This is a genomic window from Virgibacillus necropolis (assembly GCF_044793635.1).
GTDB classification, from domain to species: domain Bacteria; phylum Bacillota; class Bacilli; order Bacillales; family Amphibacillaceae; genus Virgibacillus_F; species Virgibacillus_F necropolis_A.
In genome coordinates this window covers 3,437,760-3,464,488 of record NZ_CP084992.1, presented here as the reverse complement: position 1 = coordinate 3,464,488, position 26,729 = coordinate 3,437,760, and the positions used below count along the sequence as shown (strand labels likewise).

The window sequence follows — 26,729 nt, the reverse complement described above, 5'->3', positions numbered from 1 at the left end:
ACCTCAGGCGGGCTAGGCGCTGGAGCTAGACAGATAAACGCTAAAGTTTTATACTTTCTTACCTGCCAAAATAGTTACCGTTAGGCAAAATACCGATGATACAGTGTCTTTGCTTTTTCGACATCATTTATTCCATGAACTAACACGCGTCCATCTTGAAACATCACGAGACGATAATTCTCCACTGTAAAGGAAAGTAAGAATGAATTATGTTTCACTGGTCCTACTTTGGAGAGATTGTTAGCAATTATTTCTATATTTCGTTTTCCTTTTGTTACAGGTCGAATTTGAACGGTTTCTCTTCCACAGAGGACAGCAGCTTTCATCTGATTTTCATAATCCAAAAATGGGAATGATGGTGCTTTCCCACATGATGGGCAATCCTGATTTTTGATTTGGTCAACATTTATGGCAGATTGTTGATTGTTCCATAAATCAAAAGAAATTAAATTTCTTCTTAAATCAGTCCAATTTCCGGTTAAAATTTTCAATGCTTCTACGGTTTGATGTGCAACTACCATTCCAACGACAGGGCTTATAATTCCTCCCGTATCACAAGTGAGACCACCAAACGGAACCTGCTTCATTAAACAATGCAAACAAGGTGTTTCACCTGGTATGATCGTATAACTGATCCCATAGCTGCCAACGCACGATCCATAAATCCAAGGTTTGTTTTGTTTTTGAGAAACATCATTTATAATCAACCGAATATCAAAGTTATCTGTTCCATCCATGATCAAATCGACATCTTCAAGAAGGTGTTCCAGATCAACAGGTGTTACATCCATAATGTGTGCATCAATCGTCACGTCACTATTGATTTTTTCTAATTGACGTTTTGCTGCAATAGCTTTTGGCACTCGATTTTCGGCATCATATTCTGTAAACAACTGCTGGCGCTGTAAATTACTCCACTCCACATAATCTCGATCAATAATCGTGAGTTTTCCAATACCAGATCGGGTCAAAATTTCAGCGTTTCCAGTTCCGAGTGCTCCTACACCTACGATTAATACGTGCTTGCTTTTTAAGCGTACCTGTCCATCTTCTCCGATGTTCGGAAATAATAGTTGCCTGGAATAACGTTCTAGCATCACACGCTAAGTCCCTCTATTGGACTACTAGCTGTGGCACAGCGTTTTATCTGAATTCTACCAGCCTCGTAACTGAGTCTCCCCGCCGCAATAGCTAGTTTCATAGCTTCTGCCATTTTAACTGGGTCCTTTGCTGCTGAAACAGCCGTGTTTAACAGAACGGCATCTGCCCCCATCTCCATTGCCATGACAGCATCTTTCGGTGAACCAATTCCAGCATCAACAATAACTGGCACATTGGACTGTTCGATAATAAAACTCAAGTTTAATGGATTGATAATACCTTGTCCTGACCCGATTGGGGATGCGCCTGGCATGATGGCATGTGCTCCCAATTCTTCAAGTTTCTTCGCCAAGACAACATCATCGGAAGTGTACGGCAACACGATAAATCCTTCCTCAAGCAACATTTCTGTGGCTTTTAATGTTTCAACTGGATCAGGTAACAATGTTTTGTCACAACCGATCACTTCAACTTTGATCATGTCACATAGGCCTGATGCTTTGGCAAGCTTTGCAATTCGAACCGCTTCCTCAGCCGTTTTTGCACCTGCAGTATTGGGTAACAAGCTATAGTTTTCCAAATCCAATTTTTCTAGAAAATTAGGTTGGCTTGGTTTAAAAATATTCATCCTGCGTACCGAAAACGTCAATATCTCCGCATCAGAAACGGAAACAGCCTCTCTTTGCACGTCAAAATTCGGATATTTTCCCGTACCTAGCAATAATCTTGAATTAAATTGCTTTCTACCAATCGTCAACATCTCAACCGCCTCCTACAAATTGTACTAACTCGACTTTGTCACCATCCTCAACCACTGATAGTGGATGGTTTTCTTTGTCCAAAATTTTTCCATTAAGTTCGGCAATAACAACCGAATGATTGATATTAAAATGCATAATTAAGTTGGAAATGGTTGTCACCTCTTCCGGCACTTGAACAACCTTTCCATTAATTCTTAAGTTCATGCGTGTACCCCCTTGATCGTTTTGCGATCCAAACAAAAGTTGGTGTTTACTTCCTTTCCCTCTAGCAAGTCTGCCATATGCAGTCCTGTATAGGCGGAAAGTAAAATCCCGTTTCGGTAATGACCGGTTGCAATAGAGAGTCCGTTTACATGAGGATGTTTATCTAAATATGGCATTCCATCTTCTGTTTGAGGTCGGATTCCCGCCCATACTTTATCCCATTCTGCATCCTTTAATGAGGAAATGATTTTTTTTGCATTATTCACCAAGTGAGACACACTCCCAAGATGGACAGCTTCATCAAACGTGTACGGCTTTTGCGTTGCTCCGATGATCAGTCTCCCTCCCGCTTTCGGCACGATATAACCCATGGATGAAAAAATGCTAGATTTGAGTAATCTCCCTTTAAAACGAACAGAAAAACATTCTCCCTTTACAGGATATACATCCAGTTTCATTCCGGTATGCTTCATGATTTGGGTACTCCATGCACCACCAGCCACAATGGTTTCATCGGCATAAAGTTTGCCGTTTACCGTTTCCACCCCAATGACATGACCTTTTTCGATCAGGAAGTTACACACTTCTGTATATTCGAAAATTTGAGCACCCAAAACAGTTGCAGCTTGTGCAAATGCAATCGAGAGTTTTGGTGCAGATACTTGCCCATCGTTTGGCATGAACATACCACCTAAAACAGAATCAGAAATGGATGGTTCTTTTTCTTTCACCTGTTCTGAAGATAACCATTCCGCTTTTTCGCCCACAGCTTGTTGAAAGGCAGAAATGGATTTTATATGTGTACACTCCTCATTGGTCATTGCCACTTTCAAAATACCGTTTTGCATAAGTTCAATATCTATACCGGTTAGTTCCTTCAATTCGTCGGCAAGTGCAGGAAACATCGCTCTACTTTGACGGGCAACCTCAAAAAGCGGACTATTATTTTCTAACTCTGATTGCGCACCCAACATCCCTGCCGCTGCACTGGATGCCCTCCCAGCTAATTTATCTTTTTCAACAATCAACACTTTATAGTTGCGTTTACTTAACTGAAAAGCGATGGAACTGCCAATCACTCCACCACCAACAATAATGACATCAAATCTTTCCGTCATAATCTCCCTTCTTTCTTTGTATAGCGTCTCTATAGTTAGTAACCGCTTTTACTTCATCGTCTGCCAACATTACCCCCGATAACACGGCTATCCCACTTGCACCAGCAGCAATGACATCCGCTGCATTGTCAGGTGTTATCCCACCAATAGCGATGACCGGAATGGAAACATTGGAGACAATCTCTTTCATACACTCCATTCCCTTTGGGGGCAACCCCGGTTTTGAATGAGTATCAAAAACATGTCCAAAAATCAATCTATCTGCGCCATTTTTTTCTGCCGCAATCGCACCACGCGAATCATGCACAGAACAGCCGATTTCCAAATGATTATAGGCATTTCTCACACGCTCGACGGCTATGCTGTGGTGTGCTAGTTGAACGCCTCGAATGTTCATTACGTGTGCAACATCCACCCGATCATTTACGACTATTTTTTTTCTTGGAACGCCTTTTGAACGTAACATTTCAATCGCAATAACCATTTCATTTGCTGTCCACGTTTTTTCTCTAATATGAATAGCATCAATATATGGATGAATTTTTTCAGCTCTCCGTACCAATGTATCCAGTGGTTGGCGGCCAGTTGATATCACATTCAATTCTGGTGTCATCAATTGCTCTTTTACATACGATTCACTTGATAATTTCATTTAAGCTTCTCAACTCCCCCCATGGAAAGTTACTGATAAATAGACCCACCAGATTTCTTGAATTCTTCAGCTTTCTCCTGCATCCCTTTCTCAATAGCCTCCTTCGTACCGGTGAATTTCGAATAATCCATTACTTTTTTTACTACCTAAAAAATTAGACATGCATGATGGAAATGTTTTTTCGTTTTATGAGGACGGTGTCAAATAAATCTCTCCCTTTTCTAATGATTAGGACGAGATACTGAGCACACCAAGTAGAAAAGTGTATCGAAGTACATAAAAATGCCGGGTCCATATTAAATGAATGGACCCGGCAAATCTGTATGTAAAGGTAGTGTTGATAATTCTAACTTTCCTACGCTGGTATGATCCAGATCAGGTCCAAAGAGTCAAGAAACTTCAACGCGTTTCCTTCTCAGCCCAACTCATTGGGCTCCCCTAGTTATTTATATTCAATTTAACTATAGTATATAGTAGTCATTTAAAAAGTCAATAACTGGAAAGTGAAATTATCCGTCTGATAAAACTATTTTAATAATATGACTTCTAACAGATAACTACCCTCTCCTTATTTAGGAAAAGCCCGATTACGGAATATAATATGTTATTTTTCCATAATAATACCCTTTGGACAAATCATATCCAAAGGGGTAAAACGGTGCAACTTTTTTATAAACGGTTAAACTTTATTTCAAATCCACATCAATCGCCCTTCAAGTAATGGTAATTAATGAACGAATTCAAGAAAATGGCTTACTAGTAACTCCCTGTATACGCATCTTTTCGAATTCACGTATTTTATCATAGGACTTTACTAATTGTTCAGGTACCAATGTCCTGCCATATTCCCAAGCATTCGCTTCTATTTCCGATTGAAGCTCTTCTTTTTCATCATCTTCCCCATACATTAGTATCTTTAAATCACGTTTGTTTTGCTTAAAATCCAAATAATAACCAAGTTCATGATAAAGGATTAGTTTAACAATGTTTTCATCCGTCTCTTTTAGTTTAAATAATTTACTGATAAACCCATTTACTTGGAGATAATTAAATTTTATCGTCTTTGTTGATACGTTATAACTCATTGGTACAGCTAAATCATTGTTAAACTCACAGTTAATATCTAGATTGAGTTCCTTCAATATTGCTTTAATTATCCGCTCAATGTTCCATATATAAAGCATTTTTTCCATCACTTTCCTTATAAAACACCTATTTCAGTTCGTATCTTTAAAATTATCTTACATAGAATAAGAAGTTGCGTCAATGGGACCGCTTACATTTAACTTTCTTTTTTTTGAATTAACAATATACTACAATCTGGCCCGATTCAAGAATACACTCTCTTATTCAGTTACTGAGCCCTATAATGGAATAATTGTAAAGCTAATGTAGCTTTTTTAAAAGCTGCATTTCCCTGGCCAAGCTCCTTGCATTTTACTAAGGAATACAATTTGCCCAATATGATATGCGTCGTGCATTGCTAAACTCTTCAGTTCAAGCACCAATGAATTATCTTCTCCTGGGATCTGTCTATACAAATCTTCATGTTCTGATTTTGCTAGTATTTTTCCCTTAAATATCTCTTTAAATTACTGCATTTTTTTCAGAAGTTTTATGCCGTCAAAATTTATAGATAAAAAAGAAGGAAAAGCGTTTATTTTTATCGAATATAATTTGTAAGGCGGTGAATAAAATGAGCGAACAACAAACTATTTATGATACTAAAAATATAGCTGAATTGTTTCAGATCCATGCTAGCACCGTTAGAAAGTATTGTGATTTTCTAGAAAAAGAAGGGTATCAATTTCATAAAAACGAGTATGGACACAGAGGGTTTTTTGATGATGATGTAATTGTTTTAAGAAAATTGATTGACTTCAAAGGCACTATGGCGTTAGAAAAGGCGACAAAGTCAGTCATAGCTTGGAAAAATGGAGATGATGTCTCGGGGGTTGCTATAGGCAAAAAACAATATAGCACGGAATATAGCAACTTATTGGATGAATTTAAAACCTTCCAGAAACAACAACATGCTTTTAACCAAGAACTCTTAGAACAACTTAAGAAACAACAGGGCTATATTGATACTAGATTAGAAGAACGAGATCAAAACTTAATGATTGCTATGAGTCAGAGTTTAGAAACACAAAAACAACTTGCTGCAACTAAACAAAAAAAGTGGTGGAAGTTTTGGAAACAATAGATAAGTGTAGGGTACCTAAACTTTTCCGAACGGGTTAAAGATACCCTTTTATTCAGGTTCTACTTTCTCTTACTCCTTAAAATGGCGTATATTATTATCATTACAATCCCTGTCAGAACGGCAACCACTAATCCAACAACCCCTTGAACACCCACCCAACCAGAGAAATAGGTCAGATAAAATAATTCATAGATTAGTCCCATTATAATTATTGCAAAAGGAACATTAAACGGAAATAACCGCTTCCAAAATACTATTAACAGAACAGAAAGGATTAGCAGAGTAATTCCTAAATTTCGTCTCGTCTCATTCCATTCAACCTCTATCTGAGATTGAGACTGCATCCTCTCCGCATAACTCGCATGAACTAAATCGGAAAACGTCATAATAGCCGTAACAATGCCTAAAACAAGGAAGACGAAAAAAACAAACCAATTTACAAGCTTTATAGTCTGTTCTTTCTTCAAGTTTTGATTCCCCCTTTACCATTAGTTGAGTAACTCTTGTTAAAGTAATGCACCAGTTATTTTAATACCGTATTCAGTTCGAAATACTCAGTTAGCGGAACTTTCCTACCTTCTTTATCCCAGTTGTGATATTCACTAAAAATTTGTTTGATGTCATTATTAGCATGAACTTCTATTAAATATTTTATGGAAAGATAACTACGCCAATAATCAATCATTATACTGGTTAAATTACCTTGATAAGAACCACTTCCAAACTCATCTAACGAATGTTTCCCATACTCTCCTTTAAACATTTCTACTAATTCTAACTCTACCTCTGTTATTTCTTTAAATTCGGATTCATCTAATGTCATTTTTCTTGATAAATAGTCGCACATACCTTCTTCAAACCAAATACTATCTTCTCTCTCATCATCGAATTCATCTAAAAACAAGTCCGAATGGTGCGTTAATTCATGTGCAACTATGGTAAATAACTGATTCTCAGACATATTTTCATAGAATTTCTCAACTTTAGGATTTCTATGTCCATCTAATTGTTTAATGAATAATTTTCTCCAAGTTGATAAATCCGGAGAAATATAAATAACATCTTTATTGGTGTAGGCTGGTATAGGTATATCAGAGAAAACAGTAGTTGCTAATTCCTCAGTTGTCCATACTATTCCTTTTGGAGGGTCAATGAGTTCAAAATCCTCTACCATTATTCTTTGATACTTTTCTATTTTCGCACCAAACCTTTCAATAATATCCTGATATTTTATATAATCCCCTTGACTTTCAAACGCATAAATATTTCTCATTTCATATTCCCCTTTTCAGCTCATCTACTTCGTCTAAGTACCTTCTTCAATATAGCTTACCATAAATACCCAATTATCCCCGGAAACCCCTTAATGAAAAACGAGCGCGGATCCTTATTCAAGGATAGCGCCCTTTTGAATAGGGCTGGTAACATAATGGGTTAGCATCGTTCTGTAATTACCAACTCCCCCGATTTATTACTCATTTTTGCCACATTTATAACATATTCATTCCAACTTCTTTCTTTATTATAAGGGGGTAATGGAAATTAAAAGGTTTATACTAAAAGTAAATAAATTCAGGAATAATTAAGGAGAAGATAACGTGTCACAAGATAAAGATTACGATAAAAAATTAGAGAACTTTGATTCTACTGAAGCAATTAAAGGAAAGGAAAAACATTTTTCTGAAAACAAATATGTTAGTAAACTTCTTAAATATGCTAGGAAAATGGGAGTCAAAATTTCCTTTTATAGTCTGCTTTTATTCTATGCATTTAAAAGTCCCAATACCCCTAAGTCGACTAAATTGACTATAGCGGGTGCACTAGGATACCTTATTCTACCTATAGATATTGTACCAGACTTCATTCCGCTGGTAGGATTTGCAGATGATACAATGGTGATCGTTTATGCATTATATAAAATAAAAGCTCATATAGATGATTCAATAAAACAAAACGCACATGAGCGAATGAAGAAGATTTTTGGTGAAAACTATGATGGGAATAATGAAATAGAGGAAAATTTCAAACCAGAAAAAGAGGTCTAGCTCAGGATTTATAGTTTTGTCCTTAATCTATGCTAGACTAAACTAGAACATCATGCTCTAAAAAAGATGAAAAGAGGTAAAAAATGTTAAAAAAAGTATTAAAGCAAATCAAGCAACTATCCCAAGGCAGCAGCGAGCGAAGACATGGTGGTTATCGCCGAGGCAGTAGTAGCAGCAACGGAAGATATAAACGATCTCCACTGAGTGGAAGTAAACACTACAAACGGAAGGGACGGAGCAGCAGCTAATCTTCCTTTCTGCGGTTAATGTTCTTTTTCTTTCGATTTAAGTACAGTATGAAGATCGACTGATATTTCACTAATAGTTGAATAAGGTTCTTTGATTCCTAATAGTCTTTTCAGCAAATGAACGGTTCCCTTTTCTAAAGAAAGTTCTTCTGTCCAAGGAAGAGCTTTTTTATTTTTGGAAGAATAAGTCGTATAAAGCAAATATAAAAGTATTTCTCCTAAATCATAGTAGTCCTGTTGTTTCATTTCTAAGATACCTTCTTGTTGGTTATGCAAAGAACTAGATGGTACTTGGATTGGGTCAACCAATCCTCTCTGCTGAGACAAACCAAAATCGATTAAAAAGAGCTCATTATTTTTAAGTAACATGTTTGGAATACGTAAATCCTGATGGTAAATGTCTTTTTTGTGAAGATAATGGACTAATTCGAGCAGTTGATCCAAAATTAGTAAAGACTCTTTCTCGTTAAAATTTTTCTTACTGTAAAAAATTTGGTCCTCCAAATTTTCCCCTTCAATGAAACTCATTACATAATAAGAATATTCGTCATTAAAAGTTTCATAAAAAATTGGCATATTTTTGTGGTTCAGTGTACGCAAAATAGAGGTTTCACTTTTAAACAGCTCAACCCCTTTTTTGTTACGACGTTTACTTGGACGAAGCTGTTTGACCACTCTATTCTCTTGTGACTTCAAATCCTTGCAGAGATAAACAATGCCATAGCTTCCAGTTCCTAAAACATTCAAAACCTCATAGCGATCGTTCAAAACCGTCCCTTCTTTAATAGGTATATCTACAAAAAACTGATAAACTTTTCGAATTGAACGCAATATTGAAACTTTCCTCACCTCTTCTTTTAAATTTGGATTTGATACTACATAGCGATAGTTGTCTGATTTAGTATCCAATAACACTTCGATTTTAACATATACTCTCAACATAATGGCCTTTTATACAATAAGGTCCGTTTCATAAGAAATGACGCAAATCCTTATCCAGGAAATGCGCCCGATTGCTGATCAACTTTATAAGTTTCACTTCTTCTTAATAGCATACATTTTTTTTAGTCCTGATTAAACCACAGTGGATCTTTGTCATCAACATCGCCATTGTAATTGATTAGAATCTCATCTCCTGCTTTTATATCTGTGAAAGCATAGAAGTCAAATGTGTGATTTCCAAAATTAATCTCATAAATCGCATTAGGTGCATAAGAATGGTTATACAACATTCCAAAACCAAGAAGGATAGCAGAATGATTTATCCCATACTCAAAAGCGTAATCACCGAGTATGGTTTGCTCTATGTGTTGGTGCTGGTCGTTTGGATAAGAAATGACAGGTGCTTCATGTACAAGCTCTCCTTTTTTTATATCACTTGTAGCAAATACCCCTCTGTTGAATACTCCATCACTTAGTGAAGATGTTTTTACCTCAATCATGTTGTTCGCCTACTCTCTTTTAAAATATTCTTTCTAACTGTAACATTTAATTTTAACATTGGGGTCATTTAATTTAGAAAAAAGAATTTCCAATATGTATGCGACGATATTCTTTAATTATTGCCCCTGATTCAAATATTCTAAAATAGAAATCCTGGTTATTCTACAAACTGTCCCTGATATGCAAGATGGCGCTTCTCCTTATTAAGGAAAAGCGCCCATCTTGCATGTTAAATTGAATTTGTAAAAGCAATTTGGTTATACATATACGAGAATCACTTCTCTAACAAATAATCTCATCTCTATACTTAACACTTGATTGTTTTTTAAGGTCGTCCCAATTTGGAGTTGAAATATTCGTTTCCTTTTTCAGTTCACCAAATGTTTCATATAAGGATTTAATCTCACTACATCCTCAACAATATAACCCTTTAAAGAAGGGCGCCTACTTATTTAAGAAGTGCGCCCGATTGTTTAAATGTCTCGCTTTAATTCGTAATGCAATTCCGCCAATTGTTTGTTTCGCTTTACATTTAGAAGTTTCAACTGGTTTTCTTGTTCTCCTGGAATAAACAACGGAATTCCACGACCAATGACTGAAGGAGCGATTTGAATAATAAATTCGTCTATGAGTTCCTCTTGAAGAAGTGGATATAACACTTCTCCACCTCCAACAACCCAAATCCGTTTCTCAGAAAGTTTTTCCAACGATTTCGTGAACTCCACAATATCTTCATTGATGAAATCCACTAAATTATTTGATCCAGTTATTGTACGAGAAAAAACATAGCATTGCTTGCCCTTATAGGGGAATTCTCCAGGTACATCGTTCAAGATTTGATCATAGGTTTTTCTGCCCATCAAAATGATATCAATGGTAGCGTAGAAATCCTCATACCCAATTTCTTCTTCTCCCTCAGTCCCCAACAGCCAATCTAATGAATGATTATTTCGTGCAATATAGCCATCCACACTTACTGCTCCGTAGAACACTAGCTTCGTTCGAACATCACTCATTTGTCACGCCTCCATTATTTATGTTTTGTCTTTCAATTTCTAATGCAACATTTATTACTACTGTACAGACTCTTATATAATTTACCATAAAAGTACCAATTCTCATTTAATTCAAATCGAAAAAAAACAGCCCATTTTGATGTACAAATTAATGTTCATTCTTTTTATCTCTCAGGTATTTTTTTAATTAACAAAACTACTAGAGCAAACAAACTCATGTAACCAAAAAGCGGATACAATACCGAAACTAACTTCCCATACCCCGCCTGACTGATCAGAAATATCACGAGCATAATAAGCAAAACGGCATGATGATAACGAAGACCAAATGTTGACTTTAATTGACGCGTTACCCCGAAAATGTTTCCGACGACAGAATTGAAGATTTCTCCATAAATAACGAATAAAAATAAGACATGAATGAAGGTTCCGAAACGTTTTACTATATCAGCCATCGGTATCTCGTGTGAAAACGTTTCTGGAAAGACAGACAATGAGAAGTGATTCGTTAATAATATAAAAAATAGAACTAGTCCACCCCAAAATCCTCCCCATCTAAGGATACGCTCATCACGAATTTCATTTCCAAGTGGTACAAGCACGACTTGTGCAGTCATTAAATTAAACGCAGCATATGTAAAAGGAGAAACAGCCCATGATAAGTCAGCCGATAGCTGGTCTGGAATCACTTGTTCCAAAAGCAGATGAGGTTGCTTGCCAAATATCGCAACCGCAACAAACAGACTGAAAATAATCATCAATGGAACAGTGTATGAGTTGATTGCAAAAATTCCTTTTAAACCTTTCAATATTACGATATAACAGAGAAAAAGCGTTGTGATAATTCCCATTTGATAAGGAAGACCAAGTTGTTCATGAAAAACTGCTCCTGCACCCGACAACATAACAGAAGTGACGCAAACAACGACGATAAAAATGAGGATATTAACAATTTTACCAACCTTAATGCCGAATATATATACGTTAAACTCTTGAAAAGAATAAGCTTGAATACGAGCTGAAATGATCATAATCTTCGACCCGACCACAATAAACAAAAACCCAGTAATAGCAATACCAATTGTTCCTAAAGCCCCATTCAAACTAAAAAATGTAACGATTTCTTTCCCCGTTGAAAAACCAGCACCGACAACTGTTCCAACATATGTTGCAGCTAAAATTAATATAGAAGTCAGTTGATTCATCGTCGCTTCACCTCATCATTATCTTATGATAATTGAAGTGATAAAAGACAAGCTTTTCAAAACAATTAAGAAAAGCGCAAGCGCCTTGGTCAGCCCCGACAAGTTTAAGGCGAATCTCTTAGTGATGATTTTTATCACAAAGAGATTTGACTTAAAACCTCAGGCGGGCTAGGCGCTGGAGCTAGACAGATTAACGCCAAAGTTTTTTACTTTCTTTCCTTTTAAAAAAATGGGCACTTCCTTTAACAAGGATCAGCACCCACCCAATACGTTTATAAAATTAAATGACTCCTTGTGCCAACATAGCCTTAGCAACTTTATTAAACCCTGCGATATTAGCTCCTATAACAAGATTCCCTGGATGACCATATTCTTCAGAAGCTCTTAAGCTCCTTTGGAAGATGTCTTCCATGATTTTGTGTAACTTTCTATCCACTTTTTCAAACGACCATGATACGCCACTTTGGTTTTGAGCCATTTCTAAAGATGAAACAGCTACACCACCTGCATTGACAGCTTTCCCAGGACCGAAAAGGACACCATTTTCTAAAAATACCTCAATCGCTTCCAGTGAGGATGGCATATTGGCTCCTTCACCGACAGCTTTGACCCCACCTAGAACAAGCCTTTTCGCTGCTTCTTCGTTAATTTCATTTTGAGTTGCGCACGGTAAAGCAATGTCGCATGGGAGGGTCCAAATGCCAGAACACCCTTCTATATATTGTGCAGTAGGATGTTCGATCACATACTCACTAATTCTGGCTCTTTCTATTTCTTTCAATCGTCTAACAGTATCAAGATTTATGCCACTTTCGTCATAAATGTATCCGTCAGAGTCACTACAGGCAACGACCTTCACACCTAGCTCAGTAGCTTTTTCGATAGCATAGATAGAAACATTTCCAGAACCAGATACGACAACTGTTTGCCCTTCTAAGCTAAGGCCTTTGTTTTTCAGCATTTCTTTCACAAAATAGATTGCACCATAGCCAGTTGCTTGTGTTCGCGCTAAACTGCCGCCATATTCGAGGCCCTTTCCTGTTAATACGCCAGGTTCGAAGTTGCCACGCATTCTTTTATATTGACCAAATAAATAGCCGATTTCTCTCGAACCAACTCCTATATCACCCGCCGGTACATCTACGTCAGAACCAATGTGTTTGCTAAGTTCAGTCATGAAACTTTGAGTAAAACGCATAACTTCCCCGTCTGATTTACCTTTGGGATCAAAGTCAGAGCCACCTTTTCCTCCACCAATTTGCTGGCCAGTCAGCGAGTTCTTGAAGATTTGTTCGAAGCCTAAAAACTTAGTGACGCTGGTATTTACAGAGGGATGGAATCGTAAGCCGCCCTTATATGGCCCGATTGCACTGTTAAATTGAACACGGAAACCGCGATTAACTTGTGTTTTCCCCTGATCATCTACCCAGGATACTCTAAACGTAATAACCCTTTCAGGTTCCACCAATCTTTCGAGTAATCCCTTACCAATGAATTCTGGATGTTTTGCAAAAACAAGAACAAGAGAATCAAAGATTTCTTTAACTGCTTGATGGAATTCCACTTCATGTGGATCACGTTTCTTAATAGTCCGATAAACCTGCTCCACATAATTCTTAGCAGTTTGAAGTTCAGTTTGTTTACTCATTTCTAAAGTAGTATTCATATATCGTATTCCGCCCCTTTAAATAAATTTAAAATCTTAATCAAAGTAATTTTTTTTTATTTTAATGAAACTAAGGATATGAACATAATCTTAAAAGTAAAGTAACCACCCTGGTAAGTAATTAGGGTAGTTACTTTACTTTATCCTCTAATATGAAAGCCCCTCTTTAAAGGGCTTGACACTTAGCTGAAATGGTGTAGCGAGCACCGTATTATATGATTATTTACATTATACATTATTTTGACTATTTAAACAATATTTTTTTAATAATGGTAAAAAGAAACAACAAAGTCTAATTAGATTGCATTAATTTCACACTTAAAGGGAAAAAATAGATATGGACAAGTAAGAGGAGGGAAAATTAATATGGCAGAAATCGAAGTTGGCGAAGTTTTTACAATTAGTGATGAAACGGAAGATGAACAACCAGTTGAAGTGTTGGCAAAGGTTACATTAGGGGGAACTGACTATGTTGCTGTCAGCTTTTCACAAGATTTACAAGAAGAAAGTGAAGATGATATTGATATCTTTTTCCTCAAAATCGACGGTGAACGTGACTTATCAGCTATTGAGTCTGATGAGGAATTTAACAAAGTATCCGAGGCATTTGATGCCATTTTAGAAGAGGAATAGATATAAGCGCCCTTTATGAGCTGGTATCTCAAGGGGCGCTTATTTTCATTCTTTAGCTCAGAATCACCAAGAAAATAACCCTTTCATGCAAAAAAGGCGCAGTTCCTTACTCAGGAAGTGCGTCCGTTTGCTTTAGAATAATCATCAACCTTGAGCTTAATATTTCGGTTCAATATATCTTAAATATAAGTACGAGCACAAGAAGCATGGACTGCTCATCTGTTTAGTTTAAAGATAAATAGTTACCGCAGAATACATCAACAACATACACATAATAACTCGAAAGGACTTGTCATATTTTATGAATAAATTTTTAAAGATAGAACCAAATCCTGACCATACGAGCAGTGCTAACCACCCTAGAAAAATGGCTAAAGTTAAATAAAATACGATGGGTTTAATAGAATGATGAAATGGCAGAATAAAAGCGCTCATCACTGTTAAAAAGAACAAAATACTTTTTATGTTAATAACCTGAAAGATAAAACCTGATAAAAAGGAGGATTGCTTATTCTTATCCCCTTTCTTTGAACCTTTTGGAAAACCAATTTGCCAAGCCAAGTACAGTAGATATGCTGAACCAGCGAATTTAAAATATGGCTCTACAATAGGAATTAAATTGTATAGACTTGTTGTGAGTACCCCACTCATAATTCCAAGTACAGCAAATCCTACCAAGATTCCGCTGCTAAACTGCCATGCCCCTACAATGCCACATTTTCGTGCTTCATTCATCATTAAGATGTTACTTGGACCAGGCGTAATTGATGTAATTATTACATATGAAAGAAATGCTATTATACTCATTTGTTCACCTTCATTACTAATTTGTTAATGGACTGCTTTTATTGTATGATAATGTTATCTATAAATAAAATTGAAATTTATAAAATCATTATCATTTTTTTCGATACATCTTTTAATTAAGGAGAATTAATATGGAAATTAGACACCTGATAACGTTTCAAACCATTGTGGAAGTAGGAAGTTATACAGGGGCTGCTTCGAAGTTGGGTTACACTCAATCTACCATAACCTCTCACATTCAAGCACTTGAACACGACATTGGTGGCGAGCTTTTCACTTTTGAAAATAGGAAATTACAGCTAACTCATTTAAGTAGAGAATTAATACCTTTAGCGGAGGATTTACTTTCTACCCATGATCAGATAAAGGACATGCAAAGCGGCCCCGAAGTTAAGGGAGGATTAAGGGTGGCTGCGCCAGAATCTTTAACCATCTCTCGATTAGGCCCAATCATTAGGGAATATTCCTTAAGATACCCTCAAGTGAAGCTCACGCTAACCAATGGTACCTGTGGACAAAATCAAGCTGACTTAGTAAGCGGACGGGTAGACATTGCTTTAATGGTATATCCAGAATTAAATCTCGAAAAGTGCATTCATTATTCCTTAGGTGAGGAGAAAATCGTCCTTGTGAGCAGTAATGATGGTCCGGATCATTTTGATGAATATAAAAAAGATAATCTTCAATACTTTTTTATAACAAACGAAGAAGGATGTAGTTACCGATTAATGTTTGAAAGGTACCTCTTAAAGCATAGCATTCACAACTTTCAAACCATGGAGTTATGGAGTATAGAAGCAATCAAACAAACGGTGATGAGTGGACTTGGATTTGCTGTATTACCTTATATTACAGTGAAAGAAGAAGTTGATAGTGGCAAGCTGAAAATCCTAAGTCATTCTGAAAAATTTGACCCAATTTATTCCCATATGCTAATCAAAAAGAAAAGATGGTTGTCTCCAGCCGTTGAAGCATTTGTTGAACTTGTTTTAAATTCATTTACTGAAATGGATAAAGGAGTGTCTTAGTTGAATAAAATTATGGTTATTTACGGTAGGCAGAGTAAGCAAACTTAATAGTTATACTAAACGATATGCTATGTCCAAAATTCATTGTTTGCTTTAAATAAATAATGTTCCTTTTAACTAAAATTAATCAACAAGATGAACTTCATCATCTACATGAATATCACCTGTATTTATCACAGAAGCATAAACGCCAAAATTATTTTTTCTTTCTTTTATAACCGTTTTATGCAAACTTGAATCTCGTTCAGCATTATCAGGATTTACAGTAATAATCATACACCTTTTACAATGTCCTACTAATTGAATTTCTACTTCACTTCCTATTTTTATTCGTCTGCCAATCCATTCTTCTTCAATAAACGGTATTTTTTCTTTTAATGAAATAAATAAATTAGGGCGAAAACGCCGAAAATCAACCTCGTCTTTCCCCCACATTTCTTCCAAATTATCTACTGAAGCATCTGTTACAAGTTGAATGTGTTCTACTGCAATTGGTCCAATAGGCACGTGTGAAGGGGTATATTCAATAGTAGCAATTTTTCGGTTCGATTTGTTTTCCATTTCTTTAATTAATTCCGCGTCTTCCCAACCAAAAACCTTCCCCTCAGGAGTCATGACTTCCACTTTCGGATATTCCTCCATCAATTCTTCTCCTACAAATCTTGCTTTATATCGAACCATTTCTGGGAATTTTGTTATTGTTAAGAAATCTTCTTTTTTTGATTCATCTAAATAAGCGTGGCTGCGGTCTCCATATAAACCATATCCCATTATTTTAGATTTTTGCACACTTTCTCCGGAAAAAGATTTTACTGGATGACGAACAATTTCCTTCATATGACCGATTAACATTTCATTCACTCCTCCCCTATAAGCTTAACAAGGACATTTCAACTCTACTGCGTCTTCTGTATCTATTTTAACATAAATAACCAACTGCCTTTGAGAAGGGTCTTCAACAAAAAGGCCCTTTAAATGAGCGCTGATCTTTATTCCAGAAAGCGTCCGTTCGTATTGCGGACAGTTACACATCCATCATTAACAAACGTTTTGCTTTATGAAAAATGTGTAAGAAATTCTATAAACCTTCCATTTACATCATCAGCCCCATGAATCAAGTAAATATAATTCGGAACTTGGGATTTGTTGGTGGGCATAATGGGCATGTTCCCAAAGGAACCGATCCATCATATCGGCTATGCATGATGAAGGTCGGGCAAGAAAATATCGGTTCTTACCAAAAAACATAGTAAATTCCTCTTTATTAACAGGTACATGTCTTTATGTTTAGCTTTAAACAATTTCCACATTCTCTGGTATTCTTACCCTAACTGGCGTTTAAATGCTTTAGTGGCGATCAAGTAAGCGATGACCATAATCCCCACACACCAGGCGAGCGCGGTCCAGATACCATTGCCGACAGTCCCTTCATACAAGAGGGCACGAATCGAATTCACGATTGAAGTCACGGGCTGGTTCTCAGCGAACACACGAACAATTTTAGGCATGGTTTCGGTGGGGACAAAGGCCGAACTGATAAACGGCAGGAAAATCAGCGGATACGAGTATGCTGTCGCCCCTTCCATAGACCCTGCTGTCAATCCGGGAATGACCGCCAGCCATGTCAGCGCCAGCGTAAACAGCCCGAGTATCCCAACTACCGCGAGCCAATCCAGGATATTAGCGTTAGATCGGAATCCCATCAAGAGCGCGACGAGGATAACCACAACGACAGTAAGCGCATTGGAAACAAGCGAGGTCAACACGTGAGCCCACAATACCGACGAGCGCTTGATGGGCATGGTAATGAAACGCGCCATCAGCCCGCTCTTTACATCCGTAAATAGCCGCAAGGAAGTGTATGCAACGCCGGATGCGATAGTGATCAGCAGAATTCCCGGTAATAAATAATTGACGTAATTGTCCGTTCCGGTTTCTATAGCGCCACCAAATACGTAGACAAAAAGCAACATCATCATAATCGGCGTAATCGCCACCGTTATTATCGTATCCGGACTGCGCATGATATTGCGCATTAAACGCCCTAGTAACACCCCTGTTTTACTTTTCATTTACTTCTCCTCCTTTTTGCCGATGATCGCGAGGAAAATTTCCTCCAATGTCGGCTGCTTCTCGATGTATTCCACTTTCGTTGGCGGGAACATCTCCTTGAGTTCGGTAAGGGTGCCGGTTGTTATGATTTTTCCGCCATGCAGGATGGCAATACGGTCCGCAAGTTGTTCGGCTTCCTCCAGGTACTGGGTCGTAAGCAATATGCTCGTGCCACCCTCGGAAAGCTCCTTGACGGTATCCCAGACTTCAATCCGTGCTTCAGGGTCAAGCCCTGTGGTGGGTTCGTCGAGAAAAATGACTGCTGGAGTTCCGATCAGACTCATGGCGATGTCAAGCCTGCGCTTCATCCCGCCAGAATACTTATCAGCACGGCGGTTGGCCGCATCGGTCAAAAAGTTGAATCTTGCAAGCAGATTGTCGGTGGCTTGAACGGGATTAGAAACTCCCCGCAGCTTGGCAATCATCATCAGATTTTCCCGCCCTGTTTGCATGCCATCTAAAGCTGCAAACTGTCCTGTCAGGCTAATGCTTTGGCGAACATATTCCGGTTGACGCTGAACGTCAAGACCGCAAATACTTACTTCCCCACCATCTGGCTTCATCAGCGTCGAAAGGATGTTGACCGCCGTGGTCTTGCCTGCTCCGTTTGAGCCCAGAAGTGCGAAAATTTCGCCACGCTGCACCTCAAAATCCAACCCCATTAAAACTTCCTTGTCTTTAAAGGATTTCTTTAACCCTTTTACAGAAATCGCTGTATTGCTCATACTTTTTCCTCCTTATAATAAGCGTAGCAAGGACACTTGCTAGATCCGGAAATTAGGTGCTTTGTCTGATAAGTGAGCGAGTTGTTTGCCTTCAAACAAAGCGTAGTCATGATCTGGTCGAACTTCTTGTGCATCTAAATTGTCTATATCCATCTACTTAGTCTGACTGATACTCTGTATTACTTACTACTAAATTAAAATTGAACTGAATAGTGAAAATGACAATTCTCATTTGTAGCCAGCTATTCAGTCGGAATGATCTATTGAATTTACTTCTTTCTTTCAATTGATATAAGATACCCTAATTCTATTACTCATAATACCCAGCAAAAAGTTCGCCATTAGTCACGACCAATCGTATCGTTCAACTTCTCGCGATATTTGTCCTTCCAAGTCTTCGCGTCCTTCACTAGTTCTTCGCAGAAAGAGGCCACGTCCTCACCCATAAGGTCAGTGACTTTCTTGTCTTCCGCTGCACCCTCCTCAAAAAGGTCGAGAATGCCGCCAAAAATACGGCTCATGTCCTTCCAGTCAGTGAGGCCACCAGCAGTCCACATATATTTTTGGATAGCTTTGTAAGCGTTATGGTACTCACTTGGAAGTGCCTTCGCACGCACCTCCATCGCCTTCCATTCCCGCTTGTCATCCAGACTTCCGATAATTTTTTCAATTAAACTCATTTTACATTCTCCTTTTGATTTCTTTAGTTTTGAGTTCGTTCATTTTACTTGAGATGAAATCCCATTTTCCCCAAAAAGTTTCAAGTTGCTTTTGACCTGCTGCGTTTAGTTTGTAAAATTTTCTCGGCGGCCCCACAGTGGATCGCTTTTTCTCTATGTCCACCAGATTGTTTTTCTCAAGCCGGATGGTAATCGTATAAACTGTGCCTTCAACCACATCAGTGAAACCAAGTTCTCGCAGCTGCTGTGTGATTTCATAGCCGTAAGTTTCGCCACGACTGATGATTTCAAGCACACAACCCTCGAGTACCCCTTTGAGCATTTCTGTGATATTTTCCAAATTGATCACCCATTTGTATTTCATTATATTTTTTCAGTACTCTGTATAACATGTATTAAGTGTTACTAACTACCGGTATATAGTAACGCAGAGTAGCGTCACTTGTCAAGCATAAATTTTTTCTTCAAAAAGCACGTTATTATGGGGTTCATAGGCGCTTTTATCACATTGGATAGCTCATAATTCAATCTAATTTCTGATTGAAGTTTCACTAACAATTGATCACTTTAACTGCGAGCTCAAAGGTTTTGTATAGGATAGTCTGAATAGTCAACACGATAATTACCATATTTACCGCATTTTAATATTGTTGTTGGTGGTATAGACTTATTTCAAAATGAACCATAACCCATAAAAAATGACGCAAATCCTTATCAGGAAATGCGCCCTTATATTGAATTACTATTCATTTAAACTTTCATCGTGGAACCTTATATTGCAAAGTGTAATCATGAACGTGAGCCCGTTTTATAAGTTAGATAAGTTACAAACTGACGAATGACTTACCCGAATCCATGGTATAATAAATTTTATTCCTTCAAAAACTCAGTAATTTGACGATACAACTTCTCTGGATGGGTAAGATTGACCATATGGTCAGCACCTGGAATTTCTATGATTCGAGCATCTGAGTGCTTTTGAAAGTAATTGGCAACACGAAGGTTATCGGGTGAATCCTCCTTACCGATTATCAATAATGTTTTGGCCTTCAATTCTCCTAATCTTTCGATGGCCGGCGGTTGCGGCCAAATCATTTCAATTGAAGGCCATTCAAACATTCGGTTCATATGGTGCCGGAGCATTTGAACCATTAAATCACGGTGGAGACTAGCCGTTACAACACGATACGATGGATCACTGAGCAAAAGCTCAACCATTTTATCGATATCGGGGGCGGCTTCATGAATCCTCTTCATATTCTCTTCAAATTCCTTTGAATAGCTAAACCCAGATAATCCAGGCGCAAGCAAAACAAGTTTTGAAACCCTTTCAGGATAATTCAGAGCGAATTCAGTGGCAATTTGGCCACCCATTGAGTGACCAATGAGTGTCGCCTGTTTAATATCTAGATGATCAAGCAGCGACAGCAAATCTTCAACATGGTCGATATCTTCTAATGGGGATGGTGATTTACCCGTCCCACGTCCGTCAAAAGCAACAACCTTGTAGTGTTCCGCTAAAAGAGATGCGACAAATGTCCAGTTCCGTACATCAGCACCACCAGTGAGGAGAACCACAGGATGACCATTACCATTAATTTCGTAATACAAATCCATTTAAATCCCTCCCTCCATCCATTACAATTTAATATTATAAGTTAATAATTAAAACTATGTTATCTTTCTTAAATAATCCTCCCCTTTTTCTGGCTTAACTTACAATTCAAGAAGCACCATTTAATTTCCTTCCTTATTCTAGAATATGGCCCTTCGTATTAAATGGAAAATGAGCGCTGGTCTTTATTCCAGAACCCTTTTGTTATATAGTCTATTTTCACTAATTGGATTGCTTTTATTTTGAGCTTTTCTTAGCATTTCTACCAGAAAGGAACCATCCACCTACAGCAAGTGCAATTAATACACCCCAGAAAACAATCGTCCAACCAGTAGAGTGCGAGAAGTCCTGAGGTAGTACACCAACATCTTTGTGAGCAAGTGTAATGACAGAAAGCTTAACACCGACCCACCCGACAATTAAATAAGCCACTGTTTCAAGACCAGGTCGTTTGTCCAAAAGCTTTACAAACCAAGAAGCAGCAAACTTTATTAAAACTAAACCAGCAATCGTTCCAGCGACGATTACAGCAAACTGACCACCATCCATACCACCAAATTGAGGAAGTGGTGTTTTCGGAAGTGTTATCGCAAGTGCAAAAGCTGCAAGTACGGAATCAACTGCAAAGGCAACATCCGCAATTCCAATCTTTCCTACGGTTGGCCAAAATCCTGAACCAGCCTTTTTGGCCTTCTCTTCATCATTTTCGTTTTTCTTACTAATAAAGTTACTGTAAACGTATTTCAAACTCAAGTAGATAAGATAGGCTGCACCAATTGCTTGTACCTGCCATACACCTGCCAAAAAAGATATAAGAAAAATAGAAACAAACCGAAAGAAAAACGCCATTAAAATACCATAGTTGATCGCCTTCTTTTTTTGTTTTTCAGGTAAATGTTTTGCCATTACGGCAAGAACAAGTGCATTATCAGCAGACAATATCCCTTCAAGACCTATTAATATTATTAAAGTCCATCCGTATTCGAGCCAAATTGATTCCATAATTATTACCCCTCTCATTTGACATCTGGTAAACTTGCCAGTTGCCTTCCCTTGATAACAAGTTGCATAGCCTTTCTTATACTGGCATTTGCTCATAACATTTATACTTTACCTACGTATAAAAAAAGAGACCTTTACCAATTATGGTAAAAGTCTCTATAAATAAAATCAGACCTTTACCATTTATGGTAAAGGTCTTGCTAACAACACCGTAAGTTGCCAGTAATGCCGAGAGTGACCTGCACACTCTGTAATGACGACAATACTGTAAAAGCTACTCCCCTTATTAACTAATCTAATTATACCACAAGTAAACAAAAGATGGCAGTAAATTTAATATTGAGCGCAAGTAACCTTACTCCATTAAATGGCCCTTCGTAAAAATGAGCGCTGGTCTTTATTTCAGGAATGTGCCCGTTCGTATTATGGCATATCGCGGAACTTGTATTAGCAGGTATTCTGTTAGTTAAATTCACTCCCAAATTCTTTAGTGTATTGTGTTAAGAATTCCCTATCTTCTGGATATGTTAAATCTAAATCCTTTAATTGACTCGCTGATTTCCAAGCTATATCATAAATTAAATTATCGGGATCTTGGATTTTTCTTTCACCTACTACAAGCCTAACTAAAAAATAATGATCTTCAAAAGATATATTAAGTTCTTCATGTTTCCCTTTTTTCACTTTTACCTCATCAACTATTTTACAACATAGCCTAATTCTTCTTCAATTTCTCTTAAACAGCATTCGGCATAGGTTTCATTTTTTCTTGCCCTCCTGAGGGGATAGACCATGTTTTTTCTTCTTCAGGCTTACCTTGTAACACCATTAACAATTCATTGTTTTCATTTATACAGATACCTGATGCTCCAAACCATTCTTTCATAAAAAGTCTCCTTCTCATAAGACAAATTGTACTATTTTGTCTCAAATAGATATCTCATTCACTGTTTTTTTTCAATCCGTATAATCCCCCTCGCATATTTAAATTCACAGAATGATACACCCCCATTAGAATAACTTGTTATTCCACCGTAGATCGCATAGAATCAGTTACTCAGATTCATCTCATTTAAAAAATAAATATATTTGCAAACTGTGAATTTTCTGATAAAATTATAATGAATGAAGAATTGAAGCTAACTTTTACAAGGTGGTGATGTTCTTTGAAGGAACTCATAATAATTTTTATTAGTCTCTTTATATCTGAAATTGTTTCTGATTGGATACATTCTCTTGTTGGTCTTGATTATAACTGGTTTACAGATAAATTTGATTTACTATTGCTATTAGCTGATTTCAGTATTTTCTTGGTAATCTACGTTCCGATTTACTTAATTTTAAAAAGGTTAATCAATAGAAAAGGAAATTAGACCTCGTTTGGGAACTTTTTCATTCACTTCGCAACATCGATTAATATACGAACCAGATATAACTCATTGGCAGTAGAAGACCTAGTGCTTTTAAAAAGTACGGGTCTTCTACTGCCCGCTATTGCTTGTTGCGAGATTTGGTCCCATTGCTACATTAGGTACATTCCCAAACCTTCCATATTCTTTATTTGGAAAACAACTCTTTTACAAATTCCTGATGTTTTTCCGGAATCCATTTTTCAATATTCTCATCAGAAGGTGCAGAAATCACGTTATAAGTTACATCATGCATTAAAGCTATATCATTGATTTTTTCTATACTTTCAAAATTGCCGTCCAATGAATTTTCCCAGATTTCAACATGTTTATCATCAGATAAATGAAAAGTATACTTACCACTAAAGTTGTCAGAAGTATCACCCATATCAGCATAACTATAATCTAAAGTAATGTTTTTAACACCTTCATCCCAACTATATTTACCATCACCTATCGCCCAAAATCCGGAGTATCCAACCTCGTCTTTTGTAACGTAAATATAATTGTCGATTGCAAAAAACAAAAATGGGGATGAAACAATTACATAAGCTATAAAACCTATTAATAATTCAAATGAATATTTTTTTATTTCAGCAAATGAATACTTTCTTAAAAGTGTATTTTTAAGTAAAATGAAAAATATCAGTGTAAGAATCCCTAATCCCATTGAAACAAATATAACAGTCATTGCTCCACCTACTGGAAGACTAAAATAGACAACACTCTCGTCAGTGTGTATAGTCTTCATAATGTGCCTTATAATTCCAATCCATCCAAAAATAAAACCCAAAACACAAGCTACTGAGAAAGCAGTTTTAAGTTTTGACTTCCAACCCCCGGTCTCGTTATTATCTTCCATTTCCAATTCGTTTTCCTGCATAACATTCTCCCCCAATTAATTTCATACAAATAATACCTTTATACAAATTCTCCTCTGATAATAAATACCCTTATTTTATTAATTTGTGCTTTATCTTAAGAACAATTATTTCAAATCTCTGTTACTTGCACAAGGAGTTATTTAATTAACTGGCCCTTTTCATAAAAAAAAGCGCGTATCCTATTCCGGAAAAGCGCCCAATCGTTCTTAGACTGATTTGCATCGGCTTTATTGCAGATAAGCCCCCTATAATGGAATAACTTTAAAGCCAATGAAGCTTTTTTAAAAGCTGCGTTTCTCTGGCCAAGCTCCTTGCATTTTACTTAGGAATACAATTTGCCCAATATGATATGCGTCATGCAATGCTAAACTCTTCAGTTCAAGCACTAATGAATTATCTTCTCCTGGGATCTGTCTATACAAATCTTCATGTTCTGATTTTGCTAGTATTTTTCCAAGTTCACGATGAACATAAAAGTATTCTTTTTTTGTTTCCTTCCAATTTTCTAACGTCTCAGTTGGTAATCGAAATGTAGAGTCATTATTTTCTGCCTGTGGTTCATTCGCTGTTTCACCAAGAAATCGCATCAGAAATCTCTTTTCATAGAAACGTAAATGACAAACTAATTCCCAAATGGAATTCATTGCCCCATCAGCTGGTTTCCAAATTGCCTGTTCAAAAGTAATATCCTCTAGCACTTTTTCAAGTGGTGGAAACCAGTCTTCTTCATCTAAGCAGCTTGCCCATTGTTGTAACAAAAGTGTCTTTACCTCCATTTTCTATTCCCTCCAATTTTAGTTAAATCTATTATATTTAATAATTGTGATTCCAGCTCTTTTGCATCTTCCTAATATAAATAATTTGGCCAATATGATAAGCGTTATGTGTCGTTACACTCGCTAATATTTCCCACCATTTGCTATCGGGGATACCTTGAACATCACTTTCTAGTTGTATTTCCTGTAATAATTCCTGCCAATATAAAAGTATTTCTAAGAGTTGTTTATGTAATTCATCAAATGTATTATTTTTTGATATCATAAACGTACTATCATTATTTCTTACTGTCGGAACAGCATGAACTCTCGATTCTTTATACCTTGTTTGCCATGTTTTATTCCAGTAAATCAAATGCTGTACAATTTCGGCAATACTATTATTCTCTTCATTTGCCTTCCAAAAAGCTTCTTCCTCTGTCAAATTTTTAACTGATAGCGAAAATGGTACATACCAACTTTTCTCATTAGCATTGGCTGACAATTGATCGGACAAAACATCTTTTGAATGACACATACATACACCTCCCCTTTTTAAATATTATGGGAATCAATTCGCACCTTATTACTCCTTCGACAATCTTTCATAAATTCCTTCTTATTCAATTAAATGGCCCTACTATGGCAATTCGTACACTGTCCTTTATTCCGGAATTTCGCCCGATTGCTTTAGAGTCATAGGGTTCACTTTTCCATATAGAACTTCAAGCGCTTCCCGGTAAAATAAAAAACATTCTCGAATATTTAGTACTGTTAATCGTACATGTGAAAGCTTCAAATTATTTCTTCCTTAGAATATATATGAGTTAAAGTCGACCTACTTACTTCGACTCTATATAACTTCCATTTTTTAACTACAAGATCCCTAACTAAATATTTGTTTAATCCCAAGTTTTTGATCCAGTTCATACTTTTGACGCAGATGATGACGAAAATGCATCCCGACAAGAGAAAACCACTCCTGTGCATTCAGCAATCCAAAACCCCCATGTTTAACTTTGTAATTTGGGTTTATATCATCTACTTTCATTTCCAATTCTCTCATTCTTTTTATCAGATGATTGAGCTCAAGCATAATGTCATCTTTACTTTTTGAATTGTCGGGAGGGGTATCGTCCGGAATTTTAATTTTAATTGGCGGGAATCCACCAATATTAAATAAATATTCTCCAAACTCCGTCTTTCCGAGCTTTTGCTCTCCACCAGTTTTTGCACAAGATTCAACACTATCAAGATACTCATGAGCTACGACAATTAGATGGTCATACATTTGACCGATTGACCAAACCCCATGCTCAGGTATACGCTTTAGTTGCTCCAATGAATAATCGTGTAAAAATTTATTATAAGTTTCAATCAATTTCAGATCACTCATGTTAAAAACACCCCCTTC

General features: G+C 37.0%; 32 protein-coding genes and 1 riboswitch. Of the genes, 5 read left to right on the top strand and 27 right to left on the bottom strand.

The annotated features are described in order from the left end of the window. Positions 1-80 precede the first annotated feature (80 nt). From LG329_RS17170 to LG329_RS17145, 6 genes are all read right to left on the bottom strand, one after another. On the bottom strand, positions 81-1,097 hold the full coding sequence (locus LG329_RS17170; RefSeq protein WP_404456748.1) for a MoeB/ThiF family adenylyltransferase: 1,017 nt from the start codon (positions 1,095-1,097) through the stop codon (positions 81-83). Further along, positions 1,097-1,861, bottom strand: coding sequence for a thiazole synthase (locus LG329_RS17165; protein WP_404452052.1), 765 nt, complete (start codon positions 1,859-1,861; stop codon positions 1,097-1,099). Before LG329_RS17165 ends, LG329_RS17170 begins: the two co-directional genes overlap by 1 nt. A gap of 1 nt (position 1,862) precedes the next feature. Next, on the bottom strand, positions 1,863-2,066 hold the full coding sequence (thiS, locus tag LG329_RS17160) for a sulfur carrier protein ThiS (protein WP_404452051.1): 204 nt from the start codon (positions 2,064-2,066) through the stop codon (positions 1,863-1,865). Continuing rightward, entirely contained in the window at positions 2,063-3,184 is a 1,122-nt protein-coding gene (thiO, locus tag LG329_RS17155) for a glycine oxidase ThiO (protein WP_404452050.1), read from the bottom strand. Before thiO ends, thiS begins: the two co-directional genes overlap by 4 nt. After that, complete coding sequence (gene tenI / locus LG329_RS17150) at positions 3,168-3,836, bottom strand: thiazole tautomerase TenI (protein WP_404452049.1); 669 nt, start codon at positions 3,834-3,836, stop codon at positions 3,168-3,170. Before tenI ends, thiO begins: the two co-directional genes overlap by 17 nt. A gap of 335 nt (positions 3,837-4,171) precedes the next feature. Then, positions 4,172-4,286, bottom strand: a riboswitch (TPP riboswitch). 290 nt (positions 4,287-4,576) lie between these two features. Then, entirely contained in the window at positions 4,577-5,020 is a 444-nt protein-coding gene (locus tag LG329_RS17145) for a hypothetical protein (RefSeq protein WP_404452048.1), read from the bottom strand. 512 nt (positions 5,021-5,532) lie between these two features. Between LG329_RS17145 and LG329_RS17140 the strand changes: the two genes are divergently transcribed. Beyond that, the gene (locus tag LG329_RS17140) at positions 5,533-6,042 is read left to right on the top strand and encodes a DUF3967 domain-containing protein (RefSeq protein WP_404452047.1); all 510 of its coding nucleotides are present in this window, start codon (positions 5,533-5,535) and stop codon (positions 6,040-6,042) included. A 59-nt stretch (positions 6,043-6,101) separates the two neighbouring features. On the opposite strand, the gene LG329_RS17135 is transcribed toward LG329_RS17140, so the two are convergent. Both LG329_RS17135 and LG329_RS17130 read right to left on the bottom strand, forming a co-directional pair. Beyond that, positions 6,102-6,509, bottom strand: coding sequence for a hypothetical protein (locus LG329_RS17135; protein WP_404452046.1), 408 nt, complete (start codon positions 6,507-6,509; stop codon positions 6,102-6,104). A 56-nt stretch (positions 6,510-6,565) separates the two neighbouring features. Beyond that, entirely contained in the window at positions 6,566-7,315 is a 750-nt protein-coding gene (locus tag LG329_RS17130) for a hypothetical protein (protein ID WP_404452045.1), read from the bottom strand. Between the two features lie 325 nt (positions 7,316-7,640). Here LG329_RS17130 and LG329_RS17125 point away from each other — a divergent pair, with 325 nt between their 5' ends. After that, positions 7,641-8,087 (top strand): YkvA family protein, encoded by a 447-nt coding sequence (locus tag LG329_RS17125; RefSeq protein ID WP_404452044.1) that lies wholly within the window; start codon positions 7,641-7,643, stop codon positions 8,085-8,087. Between the two features lie 263 nt (positions 8,088-8,350). Here the strand turns inward: LG329_RS17125 and LG329_RS17120 are convergent, their stop codons facing one another. The 5 genes from LG329_RS17120 to gdhA form a co-directional block, all read right to left on the bottom strand. Continuing rightward, positions 8,351-9,274 (bottom strand): protein kinase, encoded by a 924-nt coding sequence (locus LG329_RS17120; protein ID WP_404452043.1) that lies wholly within the window; start codon positions 9,272-9,274, stop codon positions 8,351-8,353. A 125-nt stretch (positions 9,275-9,399) separates the two neighbouring features. Further along, complete coding sequence (locus LG329_RS17115) at positions 9,400-9,777, bottom strand: SET domain-containing protein (protein WP_404452042.1); 378 nt, start codon at positions 9,775-9,777, stop codon at positions 9,400-9,402. 474 nt (positions 9,778-10,251) lie between these two features. Next, entirely contained in the window at positions 10,252-10,794 is a 543-nt protein-coding gene (locus tag LG329_RS17110) for a dihydrofolate reductase family protein (RefSeq protein ID WP_404452041.1), read from the bottom strand. 164 nt (positions 10,795-10,958) lie between these two features. After that, positions 10,959-11,999: a hypothetical protein gene (locus LG329_RS17105; RefSeq protein WP_404452040.1), complete on the bottom strand. Its 1,041-nt coding sequence runs from the start codon at positions 11,997-11,999 to the stop codon at positions 10,959-10,961. Positions 12,000-12,279: 280 nt separating this feature from the next. Next, positions 12,280-13,665, bottom strand: a complete 1,386-nt coding sequence (gene gdhA / locus LG329_RS17100; protein WP_404452039.1) for an NADP-specific glutamate dehydrogenase — start codon at positions 13,663-13,665, stop codon at positions 12,280-12,282. Positions 13,666-14,025: 360 nt separating this feature from the next. On the opposite strand from gdhA, the gene LG329_RS17095 reads away from it, so the two are divergent. Then, positions 14,026-14,298 carry a DUF1292 domain-containing protein gene (locus LG329_RS17095; protein ID WP_404456745.1) on the top strand — a complete coding sequence of 91 codons (273 nt, stop codon included), beginning with the start codon at positions 14,026-14,028 and terminating at the stop codon, positions 14,296-14,298. Positions 14,299-14,526: 228 nt separating this feature from the next. Here the strand turns inward: LG329_RS17095 and LG329_RS17090 are convergent, their stop codons facing one another. Beyond that, entirely contained in the window at positions 14,527-15,105 is a 579-nt protein-coding gene (locus tag LG329_RS17090; protein WP_404452038.1) for a LysE family transporter, read from the bottom strand. Positions 15,106-15,236: 131 nt separating this feature from the next. Here LG329_RS17090 and LG329_RS17085 point away from each other — a divergent pair, with 131 nt between their 5' ends. After that, positions 15,237-16,133, top strand: a complete 897-nt coding sequence (locus LG329_RS17085) for a LysR family transcriptional regulator (protein WP_404452037.1) — start codon at positions 15,237-15,239, stop codon at positions 16,131-16,133. Positions 16,134-16,256: 123 nt separating this feature from the next. On the opposite strand, the gene LG329_RS17080 is transcribed toward LG329_RS17085, so the two are convergent. From LG329_RS17080 to LG329_RS17040, 9 genes are all read right to left on the bottom strand, one after another. Continuing rightward, the gene (locus tag LG329_RS17080; protein WP_404452036.1) at positions 16,257-16,985 is read right to left on the bottom strand and encodes an MOSC domain-containing protein; all 729 of its coding nucleotides are present in this window, start codon (positions 16,983-16,985) and stop codon (positions 16,257-16,259) included. A gap of 470 nt (positions 16,986-17,455) precedes the next feature. Beyond that, positions 17,456-18,205: an ABC transporter permease gene (locus LG329_RS17075; protein ID WP_404452035.1), complete on the bottom strand. Its 750-nt coding sequence runs from the start codon at positions 18,203-18,205 to the stop codon at positions 17,456-17,458. Continuing rightward, entirely contained in the window at positions 18,206-18,970 is a 765-nt protein-coding gene (locus LG329_RS17070; RefSeq protein WP_404452034.1) for an ABC transporter ATP-binding protein, read from the bottom strand. Between the two features lie 341 nt (positions 18,971-19,311). Beyond that, on the bottom strand, positions 19,312-19,650 hold the full coding sequence (locus tag LG329_RS17065) for a DUF1048 domain-containing protein (protein WP_404452033.1): 339 nt from the start codon (positions 19,648-19,650) through the stop codon (positions 19,312-19,314). Position 19,651: 1 nt separating this feature from the next. Further along, positions 19,652-19,990, bottom strand: coding sequence for a PadR family transcriptional regulator (locus tag LG329_RS17060; protein WP_404452032.1), 339 nt, complete (start codon positions 19,988-19,990; stop codon positions 19,652-19,654). A 530-nt stretch (positions 19,991-20,520) separates the two neighbouring features. Beyond that, a complete protein-coding gene (locus LG329_RS17055; protein WP_404452031.1) occupies positions 20,521-21,267 on the bottom strand; it encodes an alpha/beta fold hydrolase in 747 nt (248 codons plus the stop codon). 235 nt (positions 21,268-21,502) lie between these two features. Beyond that, complete coding sequence (locus tag LG329_RS17050) at positions 21,503-22,267, bottom strand: TerC family protein (RefSeq protein ID WP_404452030.1); 765 nt, start codon at positions 22,265-22,267, stop codon at positions 21,503-21,505. A 462-nt stretch (positions 22,268-22,729) separates the two neighbouring features. Next, positions 22,730-22,951: a hypothetical protein gene (locus LG329_RS17045; RefSeq protein ID WP_404452029.1), complete on the bottom strand. Its 222-nt coding sequence runs from the start codon at positions 22,949-22,951 to the stop codon at positions 22,730-22,732. Between the two features lie 14 nt (positions 22,952-22,965). Further along, positions 22,966-23,061 carry an NUDIX hydrolase gene (locus tag LG329_RS17040; RefSeq protein ID WP_404452028.1) on the bottom strand — a complete coding sequence of 32 codons (96 nt, stop codon included), beginning with the start codon at positions 23,059-23,061 and terminating at the stop codon, positions 22,966-22,968. Positions 23,062-23,433: 372 nt separating this feature from the next. Between LG329_RS17040 and LG329_RS17035 the strand changes: the two genes are divergently transcribed. Continuing rightward, positions 23,434-23,640, top strand: coding sequence for a hypothetical protein (locus LG329_RS17035; RefSeq protein ID WP_404452027.1), 207 nt, complete (start codon positions 23,434-23,436; stop codon positions 23,638-23,640). Positions 23,641-23,824: 184 nt separating this feature from the next. On the opposite strand, the gene LG329_RS17030 is transcribed toward LG329_RS17035, so the two are convergent. The 4 genes from LG329_RS17030 to LG329_RS17015 all read right to left on the bottom strand — a co-directional run bounded on the left by LG329_RS17030 (position 23,825) and on the right by LG329_RS17015 (position 26,711). Next, positions 23,825-24,559, bottom strand: coding sequence for a hypothetical protein (locus tag LG329_RS17030; protein WP_404452026.1), 735 nt, complete (start codon positions 24,557-24,559; stop codon positions 23,825-23,827). A 282-nt stretch (positions 24,560-24,841) separates the two neighbouring features. Then, positions 24,842-25,336 carry a DinB family protein gene (locus tag LG329_RS17025; protein ID WP_404452025.1) on the bottom strand — a complete coding sequence of 165 codons (495 nt, stop codon included), beginning with the start codon at positions 25,334-25,336 and terminating at the stop codon, positions 24,842-24,844. 37 nt (positions 25,337-25,373) lie between these two features. Further along, positions 25,374-25,853, bottom strand: coding sequence for a DinB family protein (locus tag LG329_RS17020; protein WP_404452024.1), 480 nt, complete (start codon positions 25,851-25,853; stop codon positions 25,374-25,376). Between the two features lie 348 nt (positions 25,854-26,201). Further along, entirely contained in the window at positions 26,202-26,711 is a 510-nt protein-coding gene (locus LG329_RS17015) for a DinB family protein (protein ID WP_404452023.1), read from the bottom strand. Positions 26,712-26,729 lie beyond the last annotated feature (18 nt).

Bases quoted from the DNA above. Each gene is read 5' to 3' on its own strand.
- LG329_RS17170 (WP_404456748.1), bottom strand. From the start codon at position 1,097: ATGCTAGAACGTTATTCCAGGCAACTATTATTTCCGAACATCGGAGAA.
- LG329_RS17165 (WP_404452052.1), bottom strand. From the start codon at position 1,861: ATGTTGACGATTGGTAGAAAGCAATTTAATTCAAGATTATTGCTAGGT.
- thiS (WP_404452051.1), bottom strand. From the start codon at position 2,066: ATGAACTTAAGAATTAATGGAAAGGTTGTTCAAGTGCCGGAAGAGGTG.
- thiO (WP_404452050.1), bottom strand. From the start codon at position 3,184: ATGACGGAAAGATTTGATGTCATTATTGTTGGTGGTGGAGTGATTGGC.
- tenI (WP_404452049.1), bottom strand. From the start codon at position 3,836: ATGAAATTATCAAGTGAATCGTATGTAAAAGAGCAATTGATGACACCA.
- LG329_RS17145 (WP_404452048.1), bottom strand. From the start codon at position 5,020: ATGCTTTATATATGGAACATTGAGCGGATAATTAAAGCAATATTGAAG.
- LG329_RS17140 (WP_404452047.1), top strand. From the start codon at position 5,533: ATGAGCGAACAACAAACTATTTATGATACTAAAAATATAGCTGAATTG.
- LG329_RS17130 (WP_404452045.1), bottom strand. From the start codon at position 7,315: ATGAGAAATATTTATGCGTTTGAAAGTCAAGGGGATTATATAAAATAT.
- LG329_RS17115 (WP_404452042.1), bottom strand. From the start codon at position 9,777: ATGATTGAGGTAAAAACATCTTCACTAAGTGATGGAGTATTCAACAGA.
- LG329_RS17110 (WP_404452041.1), bottom strand. From the start codon at position 10,794: ATGAGTGATGTTCGAACGAAGCTAGTGTTCTACGGAGCAGTAAGTGTG.
- LG329_RS17105 (WP_404452040.1), bottom strand. From the start codon at position 11,999: ATGAATCAACTGACTTCTATATTAATTTTAGCTGCAACATATGTTGGA.
- gdhA (WP_404452039.1), bottom strand. From the start codon at position 13,665: ATGAATACTACTTTAGAAATGAGTAAACAAACTGAACTTCAAACTGCT.
- LG329_RS17090 (WP_404452038.1), bottom strand. From the start codon at position 15,105: ATGAGTATAATAGCATTTCTTTCATATGTAATAATTACATCAATTACG.
- LG329_RS17085 (WP_404452037.1), top strand. From the start codon at position 15,237: ATGGAAATTAGACACCTGATAACGTTTCAAACCATTGTGGAAGTAGGA.
- LG329_RS17080 (WP_404452036.1), bottom strand. From the start codon at position 16,985: ATGTTAATCGGTCATATGAAGGAAATTGTTCGTCATCCAGTAAAATCT.
- LG329_RS17075 (WP_404452035.1), bottom strand. From the start codon at position 18,205: ATGAAAAGTAAAACAGGGGTGTTACTAGGGCGTTTAATGCGCAATATC.
- LG329_RS17070 (WP_404452034.1), bottom strand. From the start codon at position 18,970: ATGAGCAATACAGCGATTTCTGTAAAAGGGTTAAAGAAATCCTTTAAA.
- LG329_RS17065 (WP_404452033.1), bottom strand. From the start codon at position 19,650: ATGAGTTTAATTGAAAAAATTATCGGAAGTCTGGATGACAAGCGGGAA.
- LG329_RS17055 (WP_404452031.1), bottom strand. From the start codon at position 21,267: ATGGATTTGTATTACGAAATTAATGGTAATGGTCATCCTGTGGTTCTC.
- LG329_RS17050 (WP_404452030.1), bottom strand. From the start codon at position 22,267: ATGGAATCAATTTGGCTCGAATACGGATGGACTTTAATAATATTAATA.
- LG329_RS17040 (WP_404452028.1), bottom strand. From the start codon at position 23,061: ATGGTCTATCCCCTCAGGAGGGCAAGAAAAAATGAAACCTATGCCGAA.
- LG329_RS17030 (WP_404452026.1), bottom strand. From the start codon at position 24,559: ATGCAGGAAAACGAATTGGAAATGGAAGATAATAACGAGACCGGGGGT.
- LG329_RS17025 (WP_404452025.1), bottom strand. From the start codon at position 25,336: ATGGAGGTAAAGACACTTTTGTTACAACAATGGGCAAGCTGCTTAGAT.
- LG329_RS17020 (WP_404452024.1), bottom strand. From the start codon at position 25,853: ATGTGTCATTCAAAAGATGTTTTGTCCGATCAATTGTCAGCCAATGCT.
- LG329_RS17015 (WP_404452023.1), bottom strand. From the start codon at position 26,711: ATGAGTGATCTGAAATTGATTGAAACTTATAATAAATTTTTACACGAT.